General features: G+C 44.9%; 21 protein-coding genes and 1 other RNA gene. 20 read left to right on the forward strand and 2 right to left on the reverse strand.

The annotated features are described in order from the left end of the window. The first annotated feature begins 183 nt into the window (after positions 1-183). From rnr to ABEW73_RS05700, 12 genes are all read left to right on the forward strand, one after another. The gene (gene rnr, locus ABEW73_RS05645) at positions 184-2,832 is read left to right on the forward strand and encodes a ribonuclease R (RefSeq protein WP_430162325.1); all 2,649 of its coding nucleotides are present in this window, start codon (positions 184-186) and stop codon (positions 2,830-2,832) included. Between the two features lie 151 nt (positions 2,833-2,983). Next, positions 2,984-3,463: an SsrA-binding protein SmpB gene (gene smpB, locus ABEW73_RS05650; RefSeq protein ID WP_009593386.1), complete on the forward strand. Its 480-nt coding sequence runs from the start codon at positions 2,984-2,986 to the stop codon at positions 3,461-3,463. A 264-nt stretch (positions 3,464-3,727) separates the two neighbouring features. Then, positions 3,728-4,092: a transfer-messenger RNA gene (gene ssrA / locus ABEW73_RS05655) on the forward strand. A gap of 94 nt (positions 4,093-4,186) precedes the next feature. Continuing rightward, a complete protein-coding gene (locus tag ABEW73_RS05660; protein ID WP_430162327.1) occupies positions 4,187-4,384 on the forward strand; it encodes a hypothetical protein in 198 nt (65 codons plus the stop codon). Beyond that, positions 4,377-4,955 (forward strand): zeta toxin family protein, encoded by a 579-nt coding sequence (locus ABEW73_RS05665; RefSeq protein WP_430162329.1) that lies wholly within the window; start codon positions 4,377-4,379, stop codon positions 4,953-4,955. Before ABEW73_RS05660 ends, ABEW73_RS05665 begins: the two co-directional genes overlap by 8 nt. Before the next feature lie 401 nt (positions 4,956-5,356). Then, a complete protein-coding gene (locus tag ABEW73_RS05670) occupies positions 5,357-5,812 on the forward strand; it encodes an HNH endonuclease (RefSeq protein WP_430162331.1) in 456 nt (151 codons plus the stop codon). A 126-nt stretch (positions 5,813-5,938) separates the two neighbouring features. Next, the gene (locus ABEW73_RS05675; protein ID WP_430163023.1) at positions 5,939-6,172 is read left to right on the forward strand and encodes a DUF6809 family protein; all 234 of its coding nucleotides are present in this window, start codon (positions 5,939-5,941) and stop codon (positions 6,170-6,172) included. Positions 6,173-6,284: 112 nt separating this feature from the next. Then, complete coding sequence (locus tag ABEW73_RS05680; RefSeq protein WP_430162333.1) at positions 6,285-6,449, forward strand: hypothetical protein; 165 nt, start codon at positions 6,285-6,287, stop codon at positions 6,447-6,449. A gap of 226 nt (positions 6,450-6,675) precedes the next feature. After that, positions 6,676-7,104: a hypothetical protein gene (locus ABEW73_RS05685; protein ID WP_430162335.1), complete on the forward strand. Its 429-nt coding sequence runs from the start codon at positions 6,676-6,678 to the stop codon at positions 7,102-7,104. Positions 7,105-7,254: 150 nt separating this feature from the next. Next, positions 7,255-8,208, forward strand: coding sequence for an AAA domain-containing protein (locus ABEW73_RS05690; protein ID WP_430162337.1), 954 nt, complete (start codon positions 7,255-7,257; stop codon positions 8,206-8,208). A gap of 12 nt (positions 8,209-8,220) precedes the next feature. After that, positions 8,221-8,517: a DUF2726 domain-containing protein gene (locus ABEW73_RS05695; protein WP_430162339.1), complete on the forward strand. Its 297-nt coding sequence runs from the start codon at positions 8,221-8,223 to the stop codon at positions 8,515-8,517. A gap of 365 nt (positions 8,518-8,882) precedes the next feature. Next, positions 8,883-10,577: a methyl-accepting chemotaxis protein gene (locus ABEW73_RS05700; RefSeq protein WP_430162341.1), complete on the forward strand. Its 1,695-nt coding sequence runs from the start codon at positions 8,883-8,885 to the stop codon at positions 10,575-10,577. A 166-nt stretch (positions 10,578-10,743) separates the two neighbouring features. Here the strand turns inward: ABEW73_RS05700 and ABEW73_RS05705 are convergent, their stop codons facing one another. Beyond that, positions 10,744-11,094, reverse strand: coding sequence for a hypothetical protein (locus ABEW73_RS05705; RefSeq protein ID WP_430162343.1), 351 nt, complete (start codon positions 11,092-11,094; stop codon positions 10,744-10,746). A 339-nt stretch (positions 11,095-11,433) separates the two neighbouring features. Here ABEW73_RS05705 and ABEW73_RS05710 point away from each other — a divergent pair, with 339 nt between their 5' ends. The 8 genes from ABEW73_RS05710 (at position 11,434) to ABEW73_RS05745 (ending at position 18,788) form a co-directional block, all read left to right on the forward strand. Continuing rightward, positions 11,434-11,796 (forward strand): hypothetical protein, encoded by a 363-nt coding sequence (locus tag ABEW73_RS05710; RefSeq protein WP_076322596.1) that lies wholly within the window; start codon positions 11,434-11,436, stop codon positions 11,794-11,796. A gap of 69 nt (positions 11,797-11,865) precedes the next feature. Continuing rightward, a complete protein-coding gene (locus ABEW73_RS05715) occupies positions 11,866-12,672 on the forward strand; it encodes a sugar phosphate isomerase/epimerase family protein (protein WP_430162345.1) in 807 nt (268 codons plus the stop codon). A 444-nt stretch (positions 12,673-13,116) separates the two neighbouring features. Next, complete coding sequence (locus tag ABEW73_RS05720; protein ID WP_430162347.1) at positions 13,117-14,025, forward strand: ABC transporter ATP-binding protein; 909 nt, start codon at positions 13,117-13,119, stop codon at positions 14,023-14,025. Positions 14,026-14,051: 26 nt separating this feature from the next. Continuing rightward, positions 14,052-14,795: an ABC transporter permease gene (locus tag ABEW73_RS05725; RefSeq protein ID WP_430162349.1), complete on the forward strand. Its 744-nt coding sequence runs from the start codon at positions 14,052-14,054 to the stop codon at positions 14,793-14,795. Further along, complete coding sequence (locus ABEW73_RS05730) at positions 14,796-15,968, forward strand: sensor histidine kinase (RefSeq protein ID WP_430162351.1); 1,173 nt, start codon at positions 14,796-14,798, stop codon at positions 15,966-15,968. Beyond that, the gene (locus tag ABEW73_RS05735; RefSeq protein ID WP_430162353.1) at positions 15,969-16,574 is read left to right on the forward strand and encodes a response regulator; all 606 of its coding nucleotides are present in this window, start codon (positions 15,969-15,971) and stop codon (positions 16,572-16,574) included. Between the two features lie 591 nt (positions 16,575-17,165). Further along, positions 17,166-18,026, forward strand: coding sequence for a hypothetical protein (locus ABEW73_RS05740; RefSeq protein ID WP_430162355.1), 861 nt, complete (start codon positions 17,166-17,168; stop codon positions 18,024-18,026). A 165-nt stretch (positions 18,027-18,191) separates the two neighbouring features. After that, positions 18,192-18,788 carry a hypothetical protein gene (locus ABEW73_RS05745; protein ID WP_430162357.1) on the forward strand — a complete coding sequence of 199 codons (597 nt, stop codon included), beginning with the start codon at positions 18,192-18,194 and terminating at the stop codon, positions 18,786-18,788. 568 nt (positions 18,789-19,356) lie between these two features. Here the strand turns inward: ABEW73_RS05745 and ABEW73_RS05750 are convergent. After that, positions 19,357-19,971: a DUF1796 family putative cysteine peptidase gene (locus ABEW73_RS05750; protein ID WP_430162359.1), complete on the reverse strand. Its 615-nt coding sequence runs from the start codon at positions 19,969-19,971 to the stop codon at positions 19,357-19,359. Positions 19,972-20,175 lie beyond the last annotated feature (204 nt).

Genomic DNA, 20,175 nt, shown 5'->3' on the forward strand with positions numbered 1-20,175 from the left:
CCCTCGCTTTTTCACTCTTGGAAGAGCGGGGGTTTTTTATTGCCTGAATTTCGGAATACATAGGTTAAGGCGGTGTTCGGAAGGATACCGGGGATTAAATTCGTGTATACTAGGGTATGAGTATATGAAGGTAAAGAATGGATAGCGGAACGATGAAATTGCAGGTTCCCCGAGGTGATAATGATGATAACTGAAGAAATATTACTGAATTTTATGCGGGAAACTGCATACAAACCGATGACGTACCAGGAATTGGAGCAACACTTTGCCATTAAGGATGCCCATGAATTCAGGGAATTCTTGAAGCTGCTGAATGAGCTTGAGCAATCCGGAAAAATCATTCTGACCAGCACCCAGCGTTATGGCGTGCCGGAACGGATGAATTTGCTGCGCGGACGGCTGCAGGCTCATGCGAAGGGTTTTGCTTTTCTGATTCCTGATGATCGCGAGCACCCGGATGTGTACATTCATGCCAATGACTTGAAGAGTGCGATGAATGGAGATATCGTGCTCATCCGGATCAGTTCTAAAAGCAGCGACGGTGGCAAAATGGAAGGCGAAGTGGTCCGTATCGTGACACGCGCCGTCACCCAAGTCGTGGGTGTATTCCAGAACCACGAAGCCTATGGCTTCGTGCTGCCGGATGACAAACGGATTAACCGGGATATTTTTATTCCGAAGCATGCGATCAACGGAGCTGTTGATGGTGTGAAGGTCGTGGTGAAGCTGGTCAGCTATCCGGAAGGAAGAGCTGCGGCAGAGGGCGAAGTGGTGGAGATTCTGGGTCACAAGGATGATCCGGGCGTCGACATCCTGTCCATCATCCGCAAGCATCAGCTGCCGGAAGGCTTTCCGGAGGAAGTGCTGGCCGAGGCGGATACAGCGCCGGACGCCATTACGGAAGATGAGATTGTGCAGCAGGGCCGCCGCGATCTGCGCGGCTTGAACATTGTGACGATTGACGGCGAAGATGCCAAGGATCTCGATGATGCGGTGAATGTGGAACGTCTGCCGAACGGGAACTACCGTCTGGGCGTTCACATTGCCGATGTCAGCTATTACGTACGCGAGCGCTCCGAGCTGGATAAGGAAGCTTACGATCGCGGCTGCAGCGTGTATTTGGTGGATCGGGTCATTCCGATGCTGCCGCATCGTCTGTCCAACGGGATTTGCAGCTTGAATCCGCAGGTGGATCGTCTGACGATGTCTTGTGAGATGGAATTCAACGAGCAGATGAAAGTCGTGAAGCACGATATCTTCACCAGTGTTATTCGTACGAAAGAACGGATGACGTACAACAATGTGCGCAAAATTCTCGTTGATGAGGACCCAGAGCTGATCGAGCGTTACAGCGACCTCGTGGAGGATTTCCGCTTGATGCGCGAGCTGGCTCTGAAGCTGCGGAATCGCCGGATGCGCCGTGGCGCGGTGGATTTTGATTTTGTGGAATCCAAGGTCATCGTGGACGAGAACGGCAAAGCCGTGGATATCGTCAAAAGAGAACGTTCCATTGCGGAGCAGATCATTGAGGAATTCATGCTGGCAGCCAACGAAACCGTGGCAGAGCATTTCCACTGGCTGAAAGTACCGTTCATTTACCGGATCCATGAGGACCCGGATCAGGAGAAGCTGCAGAACTTTATGGCATTCGCGGCCAATTTCGGGCATCAGGTGAAGGGACGGGGCAACTCGATCCATCCGCGCGCCCTGCAAAACCTGCTGGAAGCCATTCAAGGCACGAAGGAGCAAACGGTGCTCAGTACGATGATGCTCCGTTCGATGAAGCAGGCGAAATATGATGCGGAGAGCACGGGCCACTTCGGTCTTGCTGCGGAATATTACTCCCACTTCACGTCTCCGATTCGGCGTTATCCCGATCTGGTCATTCATCGGGTCATCCGGGAAGTACTGGAGAGCGGCGGTGCGCTTGATGAGAAGCGTCATGAGCATCTGGCGGGCCGGATGGCTGATATCGCTCGGCAATCCTCCGAGCGTGAGCGCGTGGCTGTGGATGCGGAGCGGGATACGGAAGCGCTCAAGAAAGCCGAGTTCATGCTGGATAAGGTCGGCGAAGAGTTCGAAGGCATTATCAGCAGCGTGACCAGTTTCGGTATGTTCATTGAGCTGGAGAACACGGTCGAAGGCTTGATTCGTCTCAGCGCGATGACCGACGATTATTATCACTTCGATGAGGGCCATATGGCGCTGATCGGGGAGCGGACCTCGAAGGTATACCGCATCGGTGATGATGTGAAGGTTCGCGTGGCGAAGGTGAACATGGACGATCACACCATCGATTTTGAGATGGTGGATATGAAGCCGCGCCGTCAAGGGCGCGGCGAAGGCGAACGCGGCGGCAACGGCGGCCGCGGATTTGGTGCCCGCGATGGCGCAGCCCGCGGGGGCAAGGGCCGCGGCGGTAAGCGCGGCGCGGCTGAAGGCGGCGCGCCAGGCGGGCGCCGCAGTGACAGCGCCGGCGGCCAGGGTGGCCGCGGCAAGCGCAGCGGCGAGGCGCCAGCTGGAGCGGGCGCTGGTGCTGCTGCTGCTGGTGCAGACGAGCAGCAGGCGTCGAACTTCGCCTTTGGCTCCGGCAAAGGCGGATACAATTCCGTAGGCGGCGGCGCACTAGGCTTCGATCGCAACGCCCGCAGCTCTGGCGGTGCCGGCGGGAAGAGCCGGCGCAAGAAGACGGCGGGCAGCGGCATTTTCATCGGCGAAGGTCCAACTCCAGGCGGCAATGCTGGAGGCACCTCCGGCGGCGGCGGTGGCCGCAAACGGAAGAGCAAGGGCGGAAACGGCACGGCCGCTTTTGTCCGCAAGAAGAAAAAGTAAGCTTTTCCTCCTGATGTAACGCTCGAGGCACTTGCCCCACCTTGCTTTTGGAGGCTGACGTTTGATACAATGGACTTCTGGTGAGATTGCAATTGGCGGTCTGCCGGAAGTCCTTTTTCCATTATCATTGTTGATGACAAGGGGTGAGACCATGGGTAAGAAAAGTGACGGGAAGGTTCTGGCCCAGAACAAAAAAGCTTCCCATGATTACTTCATCGAGGATACGTATGAAGCCGGGATGGTGCTGACCGGAACGGAGATCAAATCCATACGGAACGGCCGTGCCAATATTGGAGACGCGTTCGCAACCATTCGGAATGGCGAGATTCATATCCATAACATGCATATCAGCCCGTTCGAGCAGGGGAACCGCAACAACCCAACGGACCCTACACGGACACGGAAGCTGCTGCTGCATAAGGAGCAGATCCGCAAGCTGCTGGGCCTGTCCAAGCAGGATGGCTACGCGATTGTACCGCTTAAGATTTACATCCGTAACGGCTATGCGAAGTTACTGCTGGGCCTCGGTAAAGGTAAGCGTCAGTACGACAAGCGTGCCGATGCCGCGAAGAAGGATGCACAACGCGATATTCAGCGTGCGCTGCGCGAGAAGCAGAAGATTGCAAGGTAATGGAGCAACTAGCAGGATGGCAGCTTTTAGCTGTGTTACCTGCAATGTATATATCATTTTGATGTAAAATGTGATATACTAAGTGATGTAAGAGAGATCAATAAGATCTTTGACAATCAGCATACAGCCTGCGTTTTCCTTTCTTGGAGGGAAAGAATGCGCAATAGATGGACTGCTATGACTGAATACATTCTTTGATTTAATCCGATAGCCCTTTTTGGCAGGAACGCCAAGGTGCGAAACACCGGCATTTCTCCAATTTAAGGGGGCGTTTTTGGATTCGACGGGGATAGTTCGGGCATGAGTAGCGGGTAGTGGGGACGCGTCCACTTCATCAACGCTAAAGCCAATTAAACGGCAAACAACAAAACAACTACGCTTTCGCAGCTTAATAACCTGTGAGCGTGCTCTCGCTCTGTATCGCCCATGTACCGGGATGAGGGCTCAACTTTAGTGGGATACGCTGTCTAGTCTCCGCCTGGGGCTAGCTGAAGAAGACAATCAGGCTGACCTGAAGGGAATCCGGTGACAGGGAGTTCCTAGGGTGACATCAAATCTGTCACTACACCCGTAGAAGCTTGTGTTGTCGTTATCTTCGGACAGGGGTTCGACTCCCCTCGCCTCCATACATAACAATGATAGAGCCATCAGCCAGTGATCTGGTTGGTGGCTCTTCTGTTTATGATATAATAAGCGTAATTAGAAAACTGGAGGGGACTCAGGATGGTTGCCAATCGAGAGCAGCTCCAAGAAATTCTGAAAAAAGCGAATCAACATGCACGCAAGCAGGCCAGAGAGTCAGGGGCATCCATTTACTATATCAAGAATAATAAACGAATACGTGAGGATGCTAACGGTAATAAGTTCGAAATCATTTATGATGCAACCGGAAAACGACATGAGTTCGAATATCATGAATAAGCTAAAACCAATTATGACGGTTTTTGCAGGAACAAACGGGGCGGGGAAAAGCACGCTCAGTATGCAGATGAGAGCATGGTTGGGCGAGCTGGTTGACCCTGATCAGATTGCCCGTGAACTAAAACCAGATGATCCAAGAAGTGTCGATCTTTCAGCGGGAAGAGAAGCGGTCAAAAGAATCAGATCGTTGATAAAAAGACAGGAGCATTTTGCAATTGAAACTACACTATCAGGTACATTTGTTCTTAAGCATATGCAAATTGCTAAAGAAAGCGGTTATGACATCGTCATTTACTATATTGGACTTCAAGATGTGCAAATGCATATTGACCGTGTGGCCTCTCGTGTCGAGCAGGGTGGACATTGGATTGCAGAAGAGGATATTCGTTTTCGATACGGTCAGTCATTGCAAAATTTAAAGCCTGCACTAGCCATTGCAGATCAGGTTTTTATTATAGATAACACAAATCAACCAACGATTGTTGCTGAAATCGCAGAACGTAAGCTGATATATTGTATAGAGAATATACCTGCTTGGTCTGCGAATGTTATTAGGGATCATAGTTGGTAGTGCGTTTTGGGGTGTAGTTATGGCAATTAGCTTAATAACCTTGTACGTGTACTCTCGCTCTGTACCGCCCGTGTACCAGGATAAGGGCTCAACTTTAGTGGGATACGCTTTTTTCTAGTCTCTGCTTGAAGCTAGCAGAAGAAGACAATCAGGCTGACCTGAGGGGAGTCCGGTAACAGGGAGTCCGAGTATCGCTTACGATGCTAGCATTGCTTCGCAATGCTTTTAGGTGACATCAAATCTGTCACCACACCTATAGAAGCTTGTGCTGTCGTTATCTTCGGACAGGGGTTCGACTCCCCTCGCCTCCACCATGATGAACACCATCCGCATGAGGATGGTGTTTTTGTTTTATATTAATACTATAAGTTAGAACATGTCGTACAGATGGAGTGAAATCGATGAATCATAGTCATGATGGAGAGGAACCATTGATAACGGTACTCAATATGGATGGTCAACAACTAACACCATGTTTACCCCATCGGGCTTGGCGGGAAGTTGAGCGAGCGCGAGCTGTCTGGATTGATGAGCAGACGATCCAATTGCTTTATAATCCGTTCTTATTTCGGGACTATCGAAAAGCTGCACTGAAACGAGATCATCACACTTGTTTGTGGTGCGGACGACACGCCACGACAGTGGACCATATTATCCCCTCAAGCAAAGGCGGCTCGGATCTTCCGCTAAACCTGATAGCTTCATGCAGCGAATGCAATACGAAACGAGGAAACCGTTCTGCATTGTCCTATCTCAAAGAAAACGCACACTCTGTTCCAAATCTTATGAAGCTTTGCTGGCATATCTTTATAGCTAAATACAGACATCGTCAAATGAAAAAAGGGACACTTTGGTAAAGGCTTAGATTTATGATTTGGGAATCGTGATGCAGTGAGCCAATGTAGGGTCATCTATAGCCCATGTGCCGGGATGAGGGCTCAACCTTTAGTGGGATACGCTGTCTAGCCTCCGCCTGCGGCTAGCTGAAGAATCGCCAATTAAGCCGGCAAATATCCGAGTCCATGGATGCATGGAAGAAGAGGCTTTCCGATGATGATTTTCATGAACTTGAGGAGTTATTAGATTTATATCAACAAGTCCAGGGGTTGGAAATGGCAGCTGCTTTTACTGATGGTTTTAGGCTGGGAGCAACAATGATCATCGAGGTGTACTCTGAAGAGCGTAATTTAGTAAGAACAATCATAGAACTGCCGTAAAGACACGAATCGTGTCTTTTTAATACCGTAAAATAGTGAATATCAGCCTTTACTTCCCACGCCCTTACAAAGGAATTTCACACTAACCCGCCTTAAATAAGGGGGGGTAGAAATGAAGCCGTCAAGGTCGGGGCGATCTTTCCCGCCGCAGGGAAACCTTGACGAGGGGTGGCCTACCGCCGACCGTCAGAAAGCCCCTTCGAACCTTGTGTTCGGAGGGCTGGCACCGCCGAGGGCGGGATTGCACAAGGGCAGCGCCCTTTGCGCTTCCCCGTAGGGGACGGGACGGGAGGTCTACGTTCTTGGTGCAGATTATGAAAAAGATTTAAATACAGCATATGAAAGATTAAAAGATATACTGGCCATTTTCAGCGCTCACCCGTGATTTCGCTTTCGTGGATCCTTATGATTATAAAAATGTTTTATTTTTTTAATTATATGTATTATAATGGGAATGCAAAACTATTTCAGGGATAGTTAACAAAAACTAGGAGATTCAAATTATGAGGCATAAAAAGGCGTTATCTGTATTACTTTTAGGAGCAGCATTAAGTATAACTGCAACTAGTGTTTTTGCCAGCGATTATTCCACCCCTACTACTGTTTCTAGTGAATCAATTACTTTTAAAGAAAATTTAGTTATTAGTGATAAAGGAATTTCACAGAGCGGTGGTACATATGAAAGAAGTTGGAATCAACCCGCAGGATGGAGTTATTATAGATTTAATGTTAATAATACTACATCGACAAAAGTAACGATTACTATTTCAGAGCATGGGAGGTCTAATTCTTATTCTTTAGCTGCTAACTCACAGGACACATGGGTACGCGCAGGTGTTCCTGCTGGTGATCATACAATAACTGTATCAACATCTGATGGAAGAAGATTTACAGGGGATGTTGCTGTAAGAATTTCCGATGTTCCCTTTTAAAATCTAGTAAAAAAGACATGAAGCCACCGGATGCATATCCGGTGGCTTTTGCTACCCTCGTTTTAACAATCATCCATAAGGCAGGAATACATGCCCAATTTATAGAAGACTTTGTATATAACATCGATTACAGATACAAAAGAGGCTGCTATGGACCAAGAGAGATTTATGATGATTGTTAAAGGTGATGACAAAACACAGGATGTATCTTCAAACGAAAAAGATCCTCCAATAGTAAGGAAGTCGAGTGATATACAGTTACTAACGCCGACCGTTCAGGATATAACGGAGGATATGGCTGTTTTTCATGATGGGTATCCCTTTTATAATGTAGTGCGGGTGCTAGATTTGGGTCCAAAGATTCGGGTGTGTTTCAACAATGGAAGTATTCGTACATATGATAGGGAGCGTATTCAAGTTAGAAGCAGTAGTACCCAAAATGCTGAAGGACGTCAGATTCTGGACTATTGGCGTGCGATTTCAAAATGTGCAAAGAGTGAGGATGAACAGGGGAACAAGGAAGCTTTTTTGGCAAAGCAATTTGCAAAACTAAACTATATAGATCCGGATAGTGCTTTGAGCCATTATCTTCTGAAAAAACCTATAAAGAGCGATATCCCGGTTACAAGCGAACCGATTTTCCCGTTCAGGTACAATTTGAGTCAAAGGGCCGCGCTTGAGCAGGCTTTAAAAAGCCCTATCAGTATTATCGAAGGTCCTCCGGGCACAGGTAAAACCCAGACGATCTTAAACATTCTTGCGAATCTGGCGGTTATGCAAGGGAAAAAGGTAGCGATTGTTTCCGGTAACAACGCTGCAGTTCTGAATGTGCAAGAAAAGATGGAACGGCAAGGGTATCACTTTTTTGTAGCTAGTTTGGGCAACCAAGAGAACAAGAAAAAGTTTTTTGCCAATTTACCAAATTGGGATGTATCTGAATGGTCAAGTGACGTGCCAGAGGGCGAATTAAACGCTAAACTACAAGATTTGGATCAACGAATTCACCGCTTGATGGAATTGGATCGGGAGAAGGCACAGCTTATGCAGAAGCTGTCGGCCTATTTACTTGAACAGGAGCATTTTGAGCATTATTATGCCAGGTAGGATGTTCAGCCTATGTTTAAGGATTTTGAGTTTACCGACCTGAAACGGTTAAATGAGAAAGAGCGCAGATTCGTGAAACAGCGTTCTTCTGTTGATTTTGTGATTTATCATAAACTGGACAGATCGCTAGCGCTGGCGATCGAAGTCGATGGATTTGCCTTTCACGAGAACAATCCTGAACAACTAAAGCGAGATGAGAAAAAAGGAGAGATTTTCAAGAAATTTGGAATGGAATTAGCAAGGTTCCGTACAAACGAGAGCGGGGAAGAACAAAGGATTAGGGAGCTGTTAAGCTCTATGTTGTATTAGGTGGAATGATCTAAGTAGAGGTAATCATCACCGATTTCAATTTATTAGTTAAAGTTTTCTCTTTTAACGCTCAACTCCCCTCGCCTCCATACATAAAATTTTAAAATCCACAACCGCCTGAGGTTGTGGATTTTGCTTTTCCGGCATCTACAACTTTACGATAAGCCCCGCATGTTCATTGAACTTGGATAGCAGTTGACGTAGACTACTTCTGCATGAGACACACACGTGTTTGTTATGAAAATGGTGAGTATGCTTTAAAACCACATCCTTAGAAATAGATATAAAGACCTATCTTGCTGTCGAATTAAGTCGACCGATAAGTCTTATATGGGCTTTTCTATAAAAAAGGAGTGGGGTTCATCATGAGGATTTCTACTTGGATTAAAACGATGAGCGGAGTGTTTATTTTACTTACAGTTCTGAACGGAGTTAGTGTCTATTATCTTCAAAAGAGCGTAGCGCTTGAACGCGAAACAGTAAAAATGCAAGCAGAATTCAAGCAATTAGGTATTGATTTAGCCAGCTCCTCGGATTATTTGAGTAATGAAGTAAGAGCTTATGTGCAGTTCGGAGAAAAAGTTCACTATGACAACTACTGGAAGGAAGTAAACGAGACCAAAACGAGAGATCATGTAGTGGAGAGTTTAACTGCATTGGGCGCGCCTAAAGAAGAGCTGGATCTTATAGAAGAGTCAAAACAAATTTCGGATACCCTTGTCGAGCTAGAAAATGTGGCAATGAAAGCTGCGGAGGACAAAGATTTTACCAAAGCTCGGGAACTCATGTTTGGCAGCGAATACGATACTATTAAAGAGAACATTATGGAGCCGCTGCAGCAGTTTCAGGAAAAGATGGATACTAGGACGGAAAATGAAGCAAACGCTGCAAAGCAAAAAGCGAGCCTGATGCTTACGGGAACTATTGTTTTGCTTGTAATTACATTCGGGGCATTACTTGTGATTTTTGCTGTTATTTTCATCAAGTTGAAGCCACTTAAATTAGTCAATGAAAAGATCGCCGAAATTGCACAGAGTGGAGGCGATCTTACCGGACGACTGGATTACTCCGGCAAGGATGAAATAGGAGAAATTTCAAAATCCTTAAATGCCATGTTTGAGACTCTGCAATCCATTATTAAAGATGTCCGTAACGCTTCCCACAGTGTATTGAATTCGTCAAGTAAATTGGTTGAAAATACGAAAGAAACTGCAAGCGCGACAGAGGAAATTACGAGACAGGGGGCCAGTATTGAGCAAGGGGCGACCACCTCAGTGCAGAGCACACTTGATGCTTCGCATGCAATCAATGAAATGTCCATAGGTGTGCAGCGTATCGCCGTATCTGCGGAGGATCTTGCTACTGTCGCAACTGAGACGGAGCGAGAGGCAGCAAGCGGTGTGAACTTTATACAGCAAGTTAGCAAGCAGATGGTCCAAATTAGCGATTCTGTCGGGTCTACAGTAGAAATCGTATCCAATTTGAAAGAACGCTCTTCTCATATCGAGGAAATTGTAAATGCAATTACTGAAATTTCGAATCAAACGAGTCTGCTTTCGTTAAATGCATCAATTGAAGCGGCAAGAGCGGGCGAGCACGGAAGAGGCTTTTCTGTAGTGGCCAGCGAAATCCGGAAATTGGCAGATCATTCCTCTGCTTCAGCGGGGCAAATATTCGGATTGCTGCAAGATATTACGAAAGACTCTCAAGAAACAGAACATGCGATGCAGCAAGTGACGAGTGAAGTATTGACGGGGCAAAAGAAGATGGAAGAAGCAATTGAATCGTTTGAGAACATATTGAAATCCGCTCAGAAAGTGGCCTGGAAAGTTCAGGAGGTCTCCGCTGTTAGCGAACAAATGGCGGCAGGCTCTGAAGAAATTGCAGCATCTGTTTCCGAAATGGCAACTATAGCTGAAGATTCGCTTTCAGGAGTTAAGGCAGTGAACGATATGACTGCAAAGCAGAGCTCTTTAGTTCAGGAGGTTGCTTCAGTTACGGACTTGATTAGCAAAAATTCTCGAAGCTTGGAAGCACTTGTTATGAAGTTTAAAGTCTAAAATGAATAGAATGCGATTCATATGGTACCTAGGGTCATTACCCGAAATAATCTCAGCAATATGCGTCGGCGAATTGTGAATTTGCCAAGCCACGGTTCGCCTCCATACATAAAACCCGCTCATTGAGCGGGTTTTTACATTTATATCTGAAATAAAGTATTGAGTATTAGATCTCCGAATTGGATTGATGCATCAGCTCTTTGATTTCAAGAAACTGTGAATTCGTTATTTGTTGGGATTGATGAAGGGCGTTCAGCTTATCTTCTATTCTTTCCATTCGAAGTTGCGTTTCTTTTTGGAGTTTCTCGGTCTGTTTTTGTGTTTTGGAGTTATCCATGACGACTAAGATGGTCAGACCCGCACTAAAGATCGTTAACCCTCTAGCGATTTGATTTAAATCGATTGAATTCATGGCAATCAGGCAGTCGGCAAATCCTGCTCCTATAAGTAGACCGCCAATCGTGACAATCCCCGTTCTTTTCCATTGTTCTGGGATGATATTTAATGGCTGTTTCATGTAGAGATCTCCTTCAGTTAGGTAGTAAACGTGAAATTAGGATAGCTTCATTCTATATTAAATAAAACACAAATCCTGGAACAATAAAAGGAAATACATAGAAGCTTATTGCGTAAACATTAAGGATTCAGTTTGTGGAAATCTAGTGATCAGCGGTCAGGTATTATTTGGAATGACTTGAAAGAGGAGGTAGGACTGATACTCAAAGCAAGAAGGAATTAGGAGACTTACGGAGAAATTTTCTAGTGGACATTATTTATATGAGATTAACCTGGGTCGACGGATCTTCGCTCACGCGATCAGGTTAAATATGAACTGTAGATTGGCTGGTGATCTGGAATGAGTGAACAATTCTGGTTAGTGGTACAGTATCCTCTGAAAAGTGCAAAAGGCAGCCAACGTGATCACTGGTTAAGAGAAAAAGTAATGGAATATTTAGAAATATCTCTTGCAGATGCTGGTTTAGGCTATGTAGATGGGTTTGACATGGGGAAATGCATTTCCGACCCGAAGAAATATGCGCTTAATATATTTTGTGTTGTTACGGAAGAAGAACGAAGTATTGCCTTGGTGAAAAGAGTGTTAAGAGAGGGTCGACTTGATTATACTCGAATAAAAATCGCTACAATGTCCTATGGGAATGAAGAAACATATACTCTGAAATATGCCTATAAGAAGGGTGTTACGGAATTTTCGCTATAGCATGTATTATATTTTTGGTGTCGCTTTTGTAACAGTCTAGTTTTAGGAAAACAAGAAGGGAAGAGGTTTATGATTACCATTTATGACTGGTTTGGCTGTGAATTGCCCAATCAAGAGCGTTATCAGTTAATAAAAGAAGCTGGATTTGATGGCGTTTTAATATGGTGGAGTGATGGCTTTGGTCGTGACTGCTTTGGCCGAAACGATTATCGCAACGGGCCGCAAATCGCACGAGAAGCGGGTCTATTTACAGAAAATATCCACACACCAATCCAAAATGAAAACAACCTCTGGCTTGACAATCTGGATGGTGAAGCGGCAGCTGAATGCTATCTGCAATGTGTTGCAGATTGTGCTGAATTTGAGATTCCGACAATGGTCGTGCACTTGCCGGGCGAAGACAATCCATATAACGAATTGGGACTGGATAGAATCAAGAGAATCGCTGACAAAGCTGAACAGCTTGGTGTCAATGTTGCAATGGAGAATTTATGGAACTTTTCCAATTTGGCATATGTGCTGGAGCAAGTGGATTCCCTGCGTATCGGATTCTGTTATGACAGCGGACATCACTACCGCCATTACCCGGAGAAAGATTTATTATCCATGTACGGGTCTCGGCTGATGGCACTACACTTACATGATAATAACGGAAGTTATGCCCAGCACGGGTTACCCCTTGATGGCACGATTGATTGGTCTACAACCATGAAAAAAATTGCGAAAACGAACTATTCAGGCCCGATTGCAATCGAGGCCATGAATTGGGATTATGAGGATTTATCGGCACAAGAGTTTTTACATAGAGCGTTTGAGCAAGCCAAAAGACTGGAAGCGTTAAAAACTGATTCCTCAAAGACGACTGTAACAGAATGAAATTACTATAAAACTAGGCACTCTACATCCATCATGCAGAGTGCCTAGTTCATTTATGTCCTTATCCATCTTCCCAAATGGCGTTGAACCAGAAACTGTAGCTACTAATGCCGCGCCTTCCGAACACCTGATAGCCTGTACACCCATATTGTCCGTTGAATCATTAATGGGGTCACTTCAGAGATTGTGGTTTTTTGCTGTGTTCGATTAAAAGTGTAAAATCCTTAGCTATAAGTTTGCAAAGCAAGACACCTCACTCAAAGAGTGTTAAATGCACGTTATGTTGAAGAAGGGGCTAGAGCTCCTTCTTTTTTTGCTTTCGGTCTTTTTTCTGACATTTGTCATAACCGGCTTGTGACAACCCACACTAATTGAATCTCGCGCTTTTTCAATATAATGAGGACATCAAGTAACGAAGAAGAAATTAGCGGAGGTTAGTACAAAATGACAAAGGCGATTGAGTGTATAAATCTAGTGAAAAAATTCGGCGACTACTGTGCCGTTGATCATATGAATCTATCTTTTGAGAAAGGCCAAATAACAGCATTGCTCGGACCGAATGGGGCAGGCAAGACAACAACCATTTCCATGATACTCGGAATGATCAAGCCAACATCAGGAGAAGTCAGGGTCTTGGGGATGCCGTCTGGAACAAAAGAATTACGGCAATGCGTCGGAGCGCTTTTGCAGGATGTTAAAGCAGCAGATGGACTTACGGTGAAAGAAGTGCTTCAATTGTTCCGCAGTTATTATCGTAATCCGATGTCGCTAGAGCGATTGTTAGACATTTCGGGTCTCCACGCGGATCAGAAACGACGCGCATCCTCGCTGTCTGGAGGACAACGCCGTAGATTAGCCTTCGCTCAGAGTTTGGCGGGAAACCCAGAGCTTCTCCTGCTTGATGAACCAACTGTCGGAATGGATATCGAGGCGCGTGGCCGCTTTTGGGACACCATCCAAGCGCTGGCAAGTGACGGACGTACTGTGCTCTTGACTACACATCATTTAGATGAAGCTGATGCTGTCGCAGATCACATCGCCGTAGTCGCTAGAGGACAGGTTGTTGCGGAAGGGACTCCGGAACGTTTAAAGGCTCAAACAGCACTTAGAACCGTTTCATTTCGAGCGGCGAACGCGCCAGCTGAGCAGGAATGGCTCACATTACCTGGTGGTGTAGAAAAGGCAGAGTGCAACGGCGAGCGAATTCGTCTTTATGCCCAAGAGACCGATGTATTGTTATTTACACTGATGCAGTCTGAATGGGGAATTTCAGATATTGATATACAATCTGCCAGCTTAGAAGATACATTCCGAAGTCTTACAGGCTCAAATAAACAAACAATTATACGATAATAAACATTTTTAGGAGGAAAATAGCCATGTTACATATGTTTGTTGCCCAAACCAAAGCAGAAAGTATACGAATTATCCGCAGTCCATTTTTCTTACTCTTCTCCATTGCGATGCCGCTTGCTTTCTACTTTTTATTTGCGAGTATGAATGGGGTAGATAAATCGATTCAATCGACAACTTGGGGTGTCTTTTCATTAATGTCGATGACTGCATTCAGTTTGATTGGTACAGCCGTATCTCAATTCGGTATCCGTCTATCGTTCGAGCATCAAGATGGGTGGGTACGCTTGTTGAAGCTAACTCCACTATCTCCTGCAGTCTGGATTGGCAGCAAAATTGTATCGCAAATGGCTGTTCACTTGATCGTCATTGTAGTTATATTTTTATCTGCTGGCCTTGTTCATGATATACAATTGACAGCCGGGCAATGGATTTTATGCGGATTATGGTTATGGATTGGGAGCATATCTTTTCTGGCGCTTGGTGCCTTGTTAGGAACGCTTAGAAATGCGAATACCTCCGTTGCCATCGGAAATGTACTACAGATGGGACTTGCAATTGTGGGGGGGCTTTGGATGCCGCTTAGTACTTTGCCAAGTTGGATGGGCTCGGTCGGGGAATGGCTTCCATCTCACCGTTATGCCAATGGGGCATGGAATATGATCGCTGGAAAAACTCCAGCAAGTATTGATTTCATAATTTTGACAGGATGCGGTCTCCTCTTTATGCTACTATCAATCTATATATATAATCGACGGGATGCGGTCTAATTGAATAGAGAAAAGTGGCGTCTCTTTCCAAAATCGGAAGGAGTCGCTCCTTATATTTTGTTAACAAATTTAATGATACCCATGTACTTTTTACTTTATGAGCCATCAAGTATACAGTGGCTTGGCTTTGTTCTGTTAGGCATATTCGTTCTATCGTTTCGACAATCTTACTTTTATGCAAAGTGGGCCACGCCAATATTGATCGTTCAGGTGGGAATACTTTTAATTTTAGCAGCTTTATTTCACCCTATGTATACGTTTATGGGTTTTATGATAGCTGCTCCGCTGAGCAAACAAAAGCTGCCGATATTACTCTCTATAACGATCGTTTTCACTGTAGCTATGGGATTTATCGCTGTTCCTTACTTGGATCGGATGGGCAGCCTAGTATGGATAGGGCTGGTGCCAATGTTTGGCATCTGTATTCTGCCTTATATTATTCGAACTTCGACCAGGTTTCAACAGAAGTCTGCGCGGCTGCGGGCAGAAACAGCTGAACGAATGGCACAGCAGGAGGAGCGCCAGCGGATCGCACGTGAATTGCATGATACGTTGGGACATACGCTGTCATTAATCGCATTAAAAGGGGAGGTCGTTGAGAAATTGGTCAATCGTCAACCCGAGAGAGCGATAGAAGAGGCTCGTGAAATACGAGAAACGGCACGCGCAGCCTTGAAACAAATGCGAGAATTGGTTACGGAGATGAAAGTTACATATCTCGCTGACGAATATAAGCATGCTGTATCGTTATGTTCAGCTGCGGGCATACCGCTTTTTTTCCAATATCAATCGATTTCAGATCCCAGACCTTCTCATGTAGGGACGGAAGACGCATTAGTGAACAATCCGCTTCCGTTAACACCCTTGCAGGAGACGATTTTGGCGATGTGTTTTCGCGAGACGATTACAAATGTGGTTCGACATAGCCGAGCAACAAAGTGCAACGTTCTTCTCGACATTCAGGAAGGGGAAGTTCGTGTATCTGTACGTGATGACGGTATTGGGGCAGATACGGAACAATTCTATACTAGCAGTAATGGCCTCGCCGGATTGCGGCAACGGTTGGTTATGATCGACGGACGTATGTCGCTGTCTTCGTCCTCAGGCAAGGGGACGGAAGTGACCTTACATATACCTAGGGTAATACGAAATGAAAAGGTAGGTAGAGCTTAGATGATTCGTATTGTTTTGGCAGAAGATCAAAAGTTATTAAGGGGAGCACTGGCAACTTTACTCTCGTTAGAAGATGATATTGAAGTAGTCGGTCAAGCTGAACATGGGGAAGAAGTGATGTCCATGATTCAGCAATATGAACCCGATGTAGCTGTTCTGGATATTGAGATGCCGCTGAAAACGGGGTTAGATATTGCGGAATTGGTTCAAAAAAATAAGTTAGCTTGTCGTGTCATCATCTTGACGACATTCGCGCGTCCTGGATATTTCCAGCGGGCGATGCAGGCAGGAGTTTATGGATATCTTCTTAAAGATACGGGCAGCGAGGAACTGGCTGATGCGATTCGTCGGGTCTATGATGGGAAACGTGTCATCAATTCAGAATTGTCGCTCGCGGTATGGGATGATCCATGTCCATTATCACCCAGGGAGCGTGAAGTCATGAAGTTGGCTGCCCAAGGCTTAGTTCTTCAAGATATTGGAGCACAGTTGTTTCTATCCTATGGAACGGTACGGAACTATATGTCAGAAGCGATTGGGAAGCTCGGGGCGAATACACGGATTGAGGCGATAGATATCGCACGTAGCAAGGGATGGTTGGATTGAGGAGAACTCCGAAGTATGGAGGTAAGCGGATCACCCCTCTCAAGAGATGATGCAGCCAGCCCATAGAGAGCTTTAGAAGCTCTCTTTTTTTAAAATCTACTACCATCAGAAAATCGACCGATTTAGGTCGTTTTTTTGCTGTGAGGGAGTAATGTCTCCAAGCTCCCAAATACTGAATGTGCTCTCGATCTTCGTTGTACATGTGCCAAGTAGTTTTCTTTGGTGACATCGAAACTGTCATTACACTCGTAGAAGCCTATGTGATGTTTCCCTCCATACATACCATAAAAACCCGCTCATTGAGCGGGTTTTACCTCGTTGTATTCATGGTTCCGACAAGTAATTTAAAAGAAAAAACGTCTTTCATAGGCATTCTTTAATTTGATATGAATTTAAACAAAAAAGCTTTAGGGAAAATATACCAATTTCGCTAAAATAGTATATACTAAAAAACAGGAGGTGAACCATATTATGGAATAATATAGCGAGTCTTTTCAGCTATTTAAACGAGAAGACTCTGGTAACTGACTCTCAAATCAGTCAATACATTGGTAGATGAAAAGTTTAAATTTTAAACTAGGAGGAACGCATGTGAAAAAAAGTTTAAAGGCACTTTCTGTTCTGTTGGCGCTTGTCATACTATTCATTTCTTTTATACCGACAACCCAGGCGGCCAATGCCGACAGTAATCCGGTTGCAATCGAAAAGCTGACGCAATTAGACGGTGAAGCAATTTTAAATACTCTTTTAGAAAACGGGCTCGTATTGCCTGAAGCATTTGAACAGGACGAATATACAGTAAATGCTGTGAAAACTATTGTTGCTGATATTGAGCGTGGAGTAACAACGGTAGATCGCATTCCATATAACTATACGGAGTTAGCCGAGTTAGCCAAGAGAATCCTGGAAGTATCCTCGCAAAATAACATCTCTGCTTTAGCGAGTTATACGTTAAAAGATAGCACAGTAATAGGAACATGGTCGAACAGCTATACAGGATATAATTGCTACGGGTATTCCATAGGCGTGCATGTCTTTCAAAATCCGGGCTATCATTCCAATCAGAGCTTCAACATGAATCTATCGATTGCAAGTATGGCAGATTTAGTCGTTGATGATCTAGCGGCTCTTGGATATTGGGGATATAAGACATCGACTAAACCATCGTCGTTGGCTAATTATGAACGTGTGGTGGCGATCCGAAAAGGAAGTGTCGATTACCATTTTATGAAAGGAACGACAACAGCTTCGGATTGGACCCATAAGCCAGGAGGGACGAATCCTTTGAGATGGAATTATTCTTCGCCTGGGTATAAAACTTGGACAAATGAATATTCCTACAATAATGTAAGTTATCAAGGAGACATCACCTACGATAGTTCCATTTATTACATCATCTACTGGCCTAAAAACGTCGGTCCACAGCCAGATAAGATTGATTTTGCAAGTTAAGAAAAAAAGGTGATTCATTTTCAGTAGTTGCCTGCGCCAAGAGCTAATCTTAGGAATAGGAATCCCTTTTCTTGGAGGTTTTGGATTCAAAGAAACTTCCCTTTCAATTTTTCGGTGATTTGAAGTTGATTTTATCCTTATTTGTACACAGGAGGTGCCGGGTTGATGTCCAACATAATCAAAGTCGGCGGACTTACATTACTATTCATCTGTGCGGGCCTGGGATTGATTCTGCTTGGCGCCGGGTGCGCTCCGAAGACGGGAGAAGATATGAAGCCGGAGGTTGTAAACGTACCTGCGGAAGAAATGATCGCTATACTTTGGAATAAAGGATGGTCACCGGCTATAAGCGTCACTCGGGGCATTCCGTTTGAACTGAGCGGCAGTGATGAAATTTCGTATGATATATCAGGCAATACGGACTACTTATGCATGGAATTCGAGGGCAGGCTTGAAAGCATGAGCAAGACGGGAACCTCAAGGAAAGCGGGGGAGCATTTTTACTGGAGCCCCCTCTGCGGGGACCCTCCAGCTGATCTCACCGAAATTGGAATCTCATGGGTCACCGCCGTTCGAAAACAGGATGGGTATCCGACCGGAATGGTTCTGGTCAGGATCTCGCCAGAGCAAGACAACGGGAATGGAGGATTGACATTCAAGGCAGACATTATCGCGAGCATGGCTTTTCCCCAACAAGACGGGGCTTACCAAGACATTTCCGACGAGGATTTAAAGGTACTTGAAGCCACCTACAAAAATTGAAGAGACAGAGGCTTCATCCCCAGATCATTCATATTCATTCATCAAACTCAAAGATTATTTTGCTGATTCAGTAGTATCCTATACTCTGAAGAATGCATATAAGAAGGGCGTTACCGATTTTTTATAATAGTTTCTATTATGCTAGTATTTTGGATGCACCCTTAGAAGCTTGTGTTGTCGTTATCTTCGGACAGGGGTTCGACTCCCCTCGCCTCCATAGTCAAATCCACAACCGAATCTGGTTGTGGATTTTGCGTTTTTGGGATGTGAAGCTTCAATATCAACTCGACATGCTCTTTGTAAATAATCACTTTTTCTACGTAACTGGTGACGAATTTCTTGATTTCAGGAAGTGCAGGAACCTCGGAAGAAGCCTGGTTTCTTCATCCAAGACGGTCATTGAAAATTGGGGAACTTAGTGTGTCGATGCAACCAAAGCTGGAATCAGAAACTGAAGAACAGAAGCATTTCCTTTCACCAGCATTCTTAGCATATCGGTAGTCTCCCTCAAAAAATGTTAAACCCATGTTTAGTCCATACGTGTAAGCAGTAAGTTAAATGCATGTCATCATTTTAAATTAAACCCTTTCATAATGAGATCCCAATGATGGTCTGAGCCTCTCCAATCCCTGCCTGATGGAATTGTGACAGAAGAAATGCGCTGCAATCCCCAATCTTCATAAATGACGCCCTTTTCCCACTGATTATGGAGATTAACGATGAGTATCCTGAAATCTTTGTGCGAGATGTCATATAAAGCTTGTTCCAGAAGTCGTGCCTCCGAGCTTGAAGTGTGTGTACGCACGAAACAAACAGGGCCGGTTTTTATCTTTTTTAAAAATCGGGATATCCTACGGTCGACTTGCTCTTTAAACTGGGGGTACAGTTGGTTGATATTATAAGGAACGGGGAAATCATGATAGGAATCTACCTGGTATGTCATATCACGTAAAACATAATGATTATCGACTATGTTTATAAGACGCGAATTGTTTAATTCCATAAATCCATTGAACCTTGTCTTGAGAAGATGGGAAACTTTCGGGGAAGAAGCGGAAATAAACCAATCAAGTGGACCACTAAATCTGCGGAGTCCCAATCTACGTAATTGATGCGCAGTCTGGCACATTGCTCCAAGGCTGATAAAGGCGTGGTAAGTTCCTCTGTTCTGATTCCAATCCAAAGCTCTTCACCTCAAATTTATGAAATTAGGAAAATACACGCAAATATATAGCATTTACCTATTCTTTTCTTATTGTATGGGTATCTAGGAATTTAGCCTGTTCAAATGCCTAATAGATGATAATTTTTCGCTACGCCGAAAAAAACGGCGAGTACCCAAATCATTTTAAGGCTTATTCATACGTTGTATAAAAAGGAGGTGCAG

Origin of the sequence: Paenibacillus lautus (genome assembly GCF_050482385.1) — a bacterium.
Lineage (GTDB): Bacteria > Bacillota > Bacilli > Paenibacillales > Paenibacillaceae > Paenibacillus_AQ > Paenibacillus_AQ lautus_B.

What these genes read in the sequence shown, in the direction of transcription:
- rnr (WP_430162325.1), top strand. Translation starts at nt 184, where the DNA reads ATGATAACTGAAGAAATATTACTGAATTTTATGCGGGAAACTGCATAC.
- smpB (WP_009593386.1), top strand. Translation starts at nt 2,984, where the DNA reads ATGGGTAAGAAAAGTGACGGGAAGGTTCTGGCCCAGAACAAAAAAGCT.
- ABEW73_RS05660 (WP_430162327.1), top strand. Translation starts at nt 4,187, where the DNA reads ATGGTTGCCAATCGAGAGCAGCTCCAAGAAATTCTGAAAAAAGCGAAT.
- ABEW73_RS05665 (WP_430162329.1), top strand. Translation starts at nt 4,377, where the DNA reads ATGAATAAGCTAAAACCAATTATGACGGTTTTTGCAGGAACAAACGGG.
- ABEW73_RS05670 (WP_430162331.1), top strand. Translation starts at nt 5,357, where the DNA reads ATGAATCATAGTCATGATGGAGAGGAACCATTGATAACGGTACTCAAT.
- ABEW73_RS05680 (WP_430162333.1), top strand. Translation starts at nt 6,285, where the DNA reads ATGAAGCCGTCAAGGTCGGGGCGATCTTTCCCGCCGCAGGGAAACCTT.
- ABEW73_RS05685 (WP_430162335.1), top strand. Translation starts at nt 6,676, where the DNA reads ATGAGGCATAAAAAGGCGTTATCTGTATTACTTTTAGGAGCAGCATTA.
- ABEW73_RS05690 (WP_430162337.1), top strand. Translation starts at nt 7,255, where the DNA reads ATGGACCAAGAGAGATTTATGATGATTGTTAAAGGTGATGACAAAACA.
- ABEW73_RS05695 (WP_430162339.1), top strand. Translation starts at nt 8,221, where the DNA reads ATGTTTAAGGATTTTGAGTTTACCGACCTGAAACGGTTAAATGAGAAA.
- ABEW73_RS05700 (WP_430162341.1), top strand. Translation starts at nt 8,883, where the DNA reads ATGAGGATTTCTACTTGGATTAAAACGATGAGCGGAGTGTTTATTTTA.
- ABEW73_RS05705 (WP_430162343.1), bottom strand. Translation starts at nt 11,094, where the DNA reads ATGAAACAGCCATTAAATATCATCCCAGAACAATGGAAAAGAACGGGG.
- ABEW73_RS05710 (WP_076322596.1), top strand. Translation starts at nt 11,434, where the DNA reads ATGAGTGAACAATTCTGGTTAGTGGTACAGTATCCTCTGAAAAGTGCA.
- ABEW73_RS05715 (WP_430162345.1), top strand. Translation starts at nt 11,866, where the DNA reads ATGATTACCATTTATGACTGGTTTGGCTGTGAATTGCCCAATCAAGAG.
- ABEW73_RS05720 (WP_430162347.1), top strand. Translation starts at nt 13,117, where the DNA reads ATGACAAAGGCGATTGAGTGTATAAATCTAGTGAAAAAATTCGGCGAC.
- ABEW73_RS05725 (WP_430162349.1), top strand. Translation starts at nt 14,052, where the DNA reads ATGTTACATATGTTTGTTGCCCAAACCAAAGCAGAAAGTATACGAATT.
- ABEW73_RS05735 (WP_430162353.1), top strand. Translation starts at nt 15,969, where the DNA reads ATGATTCGTATTGTTTTGGCAGAAGATCAAAAGTTATTAAGGGGAGCA.
- ABEW73_RS05745 (WP_430162357.1), top strand. Translation starts at nt 18,192, where the DNA reads ATGTCCAACATAATCAAAGTCGGCGGACTTACATTACTATTCATCTGT.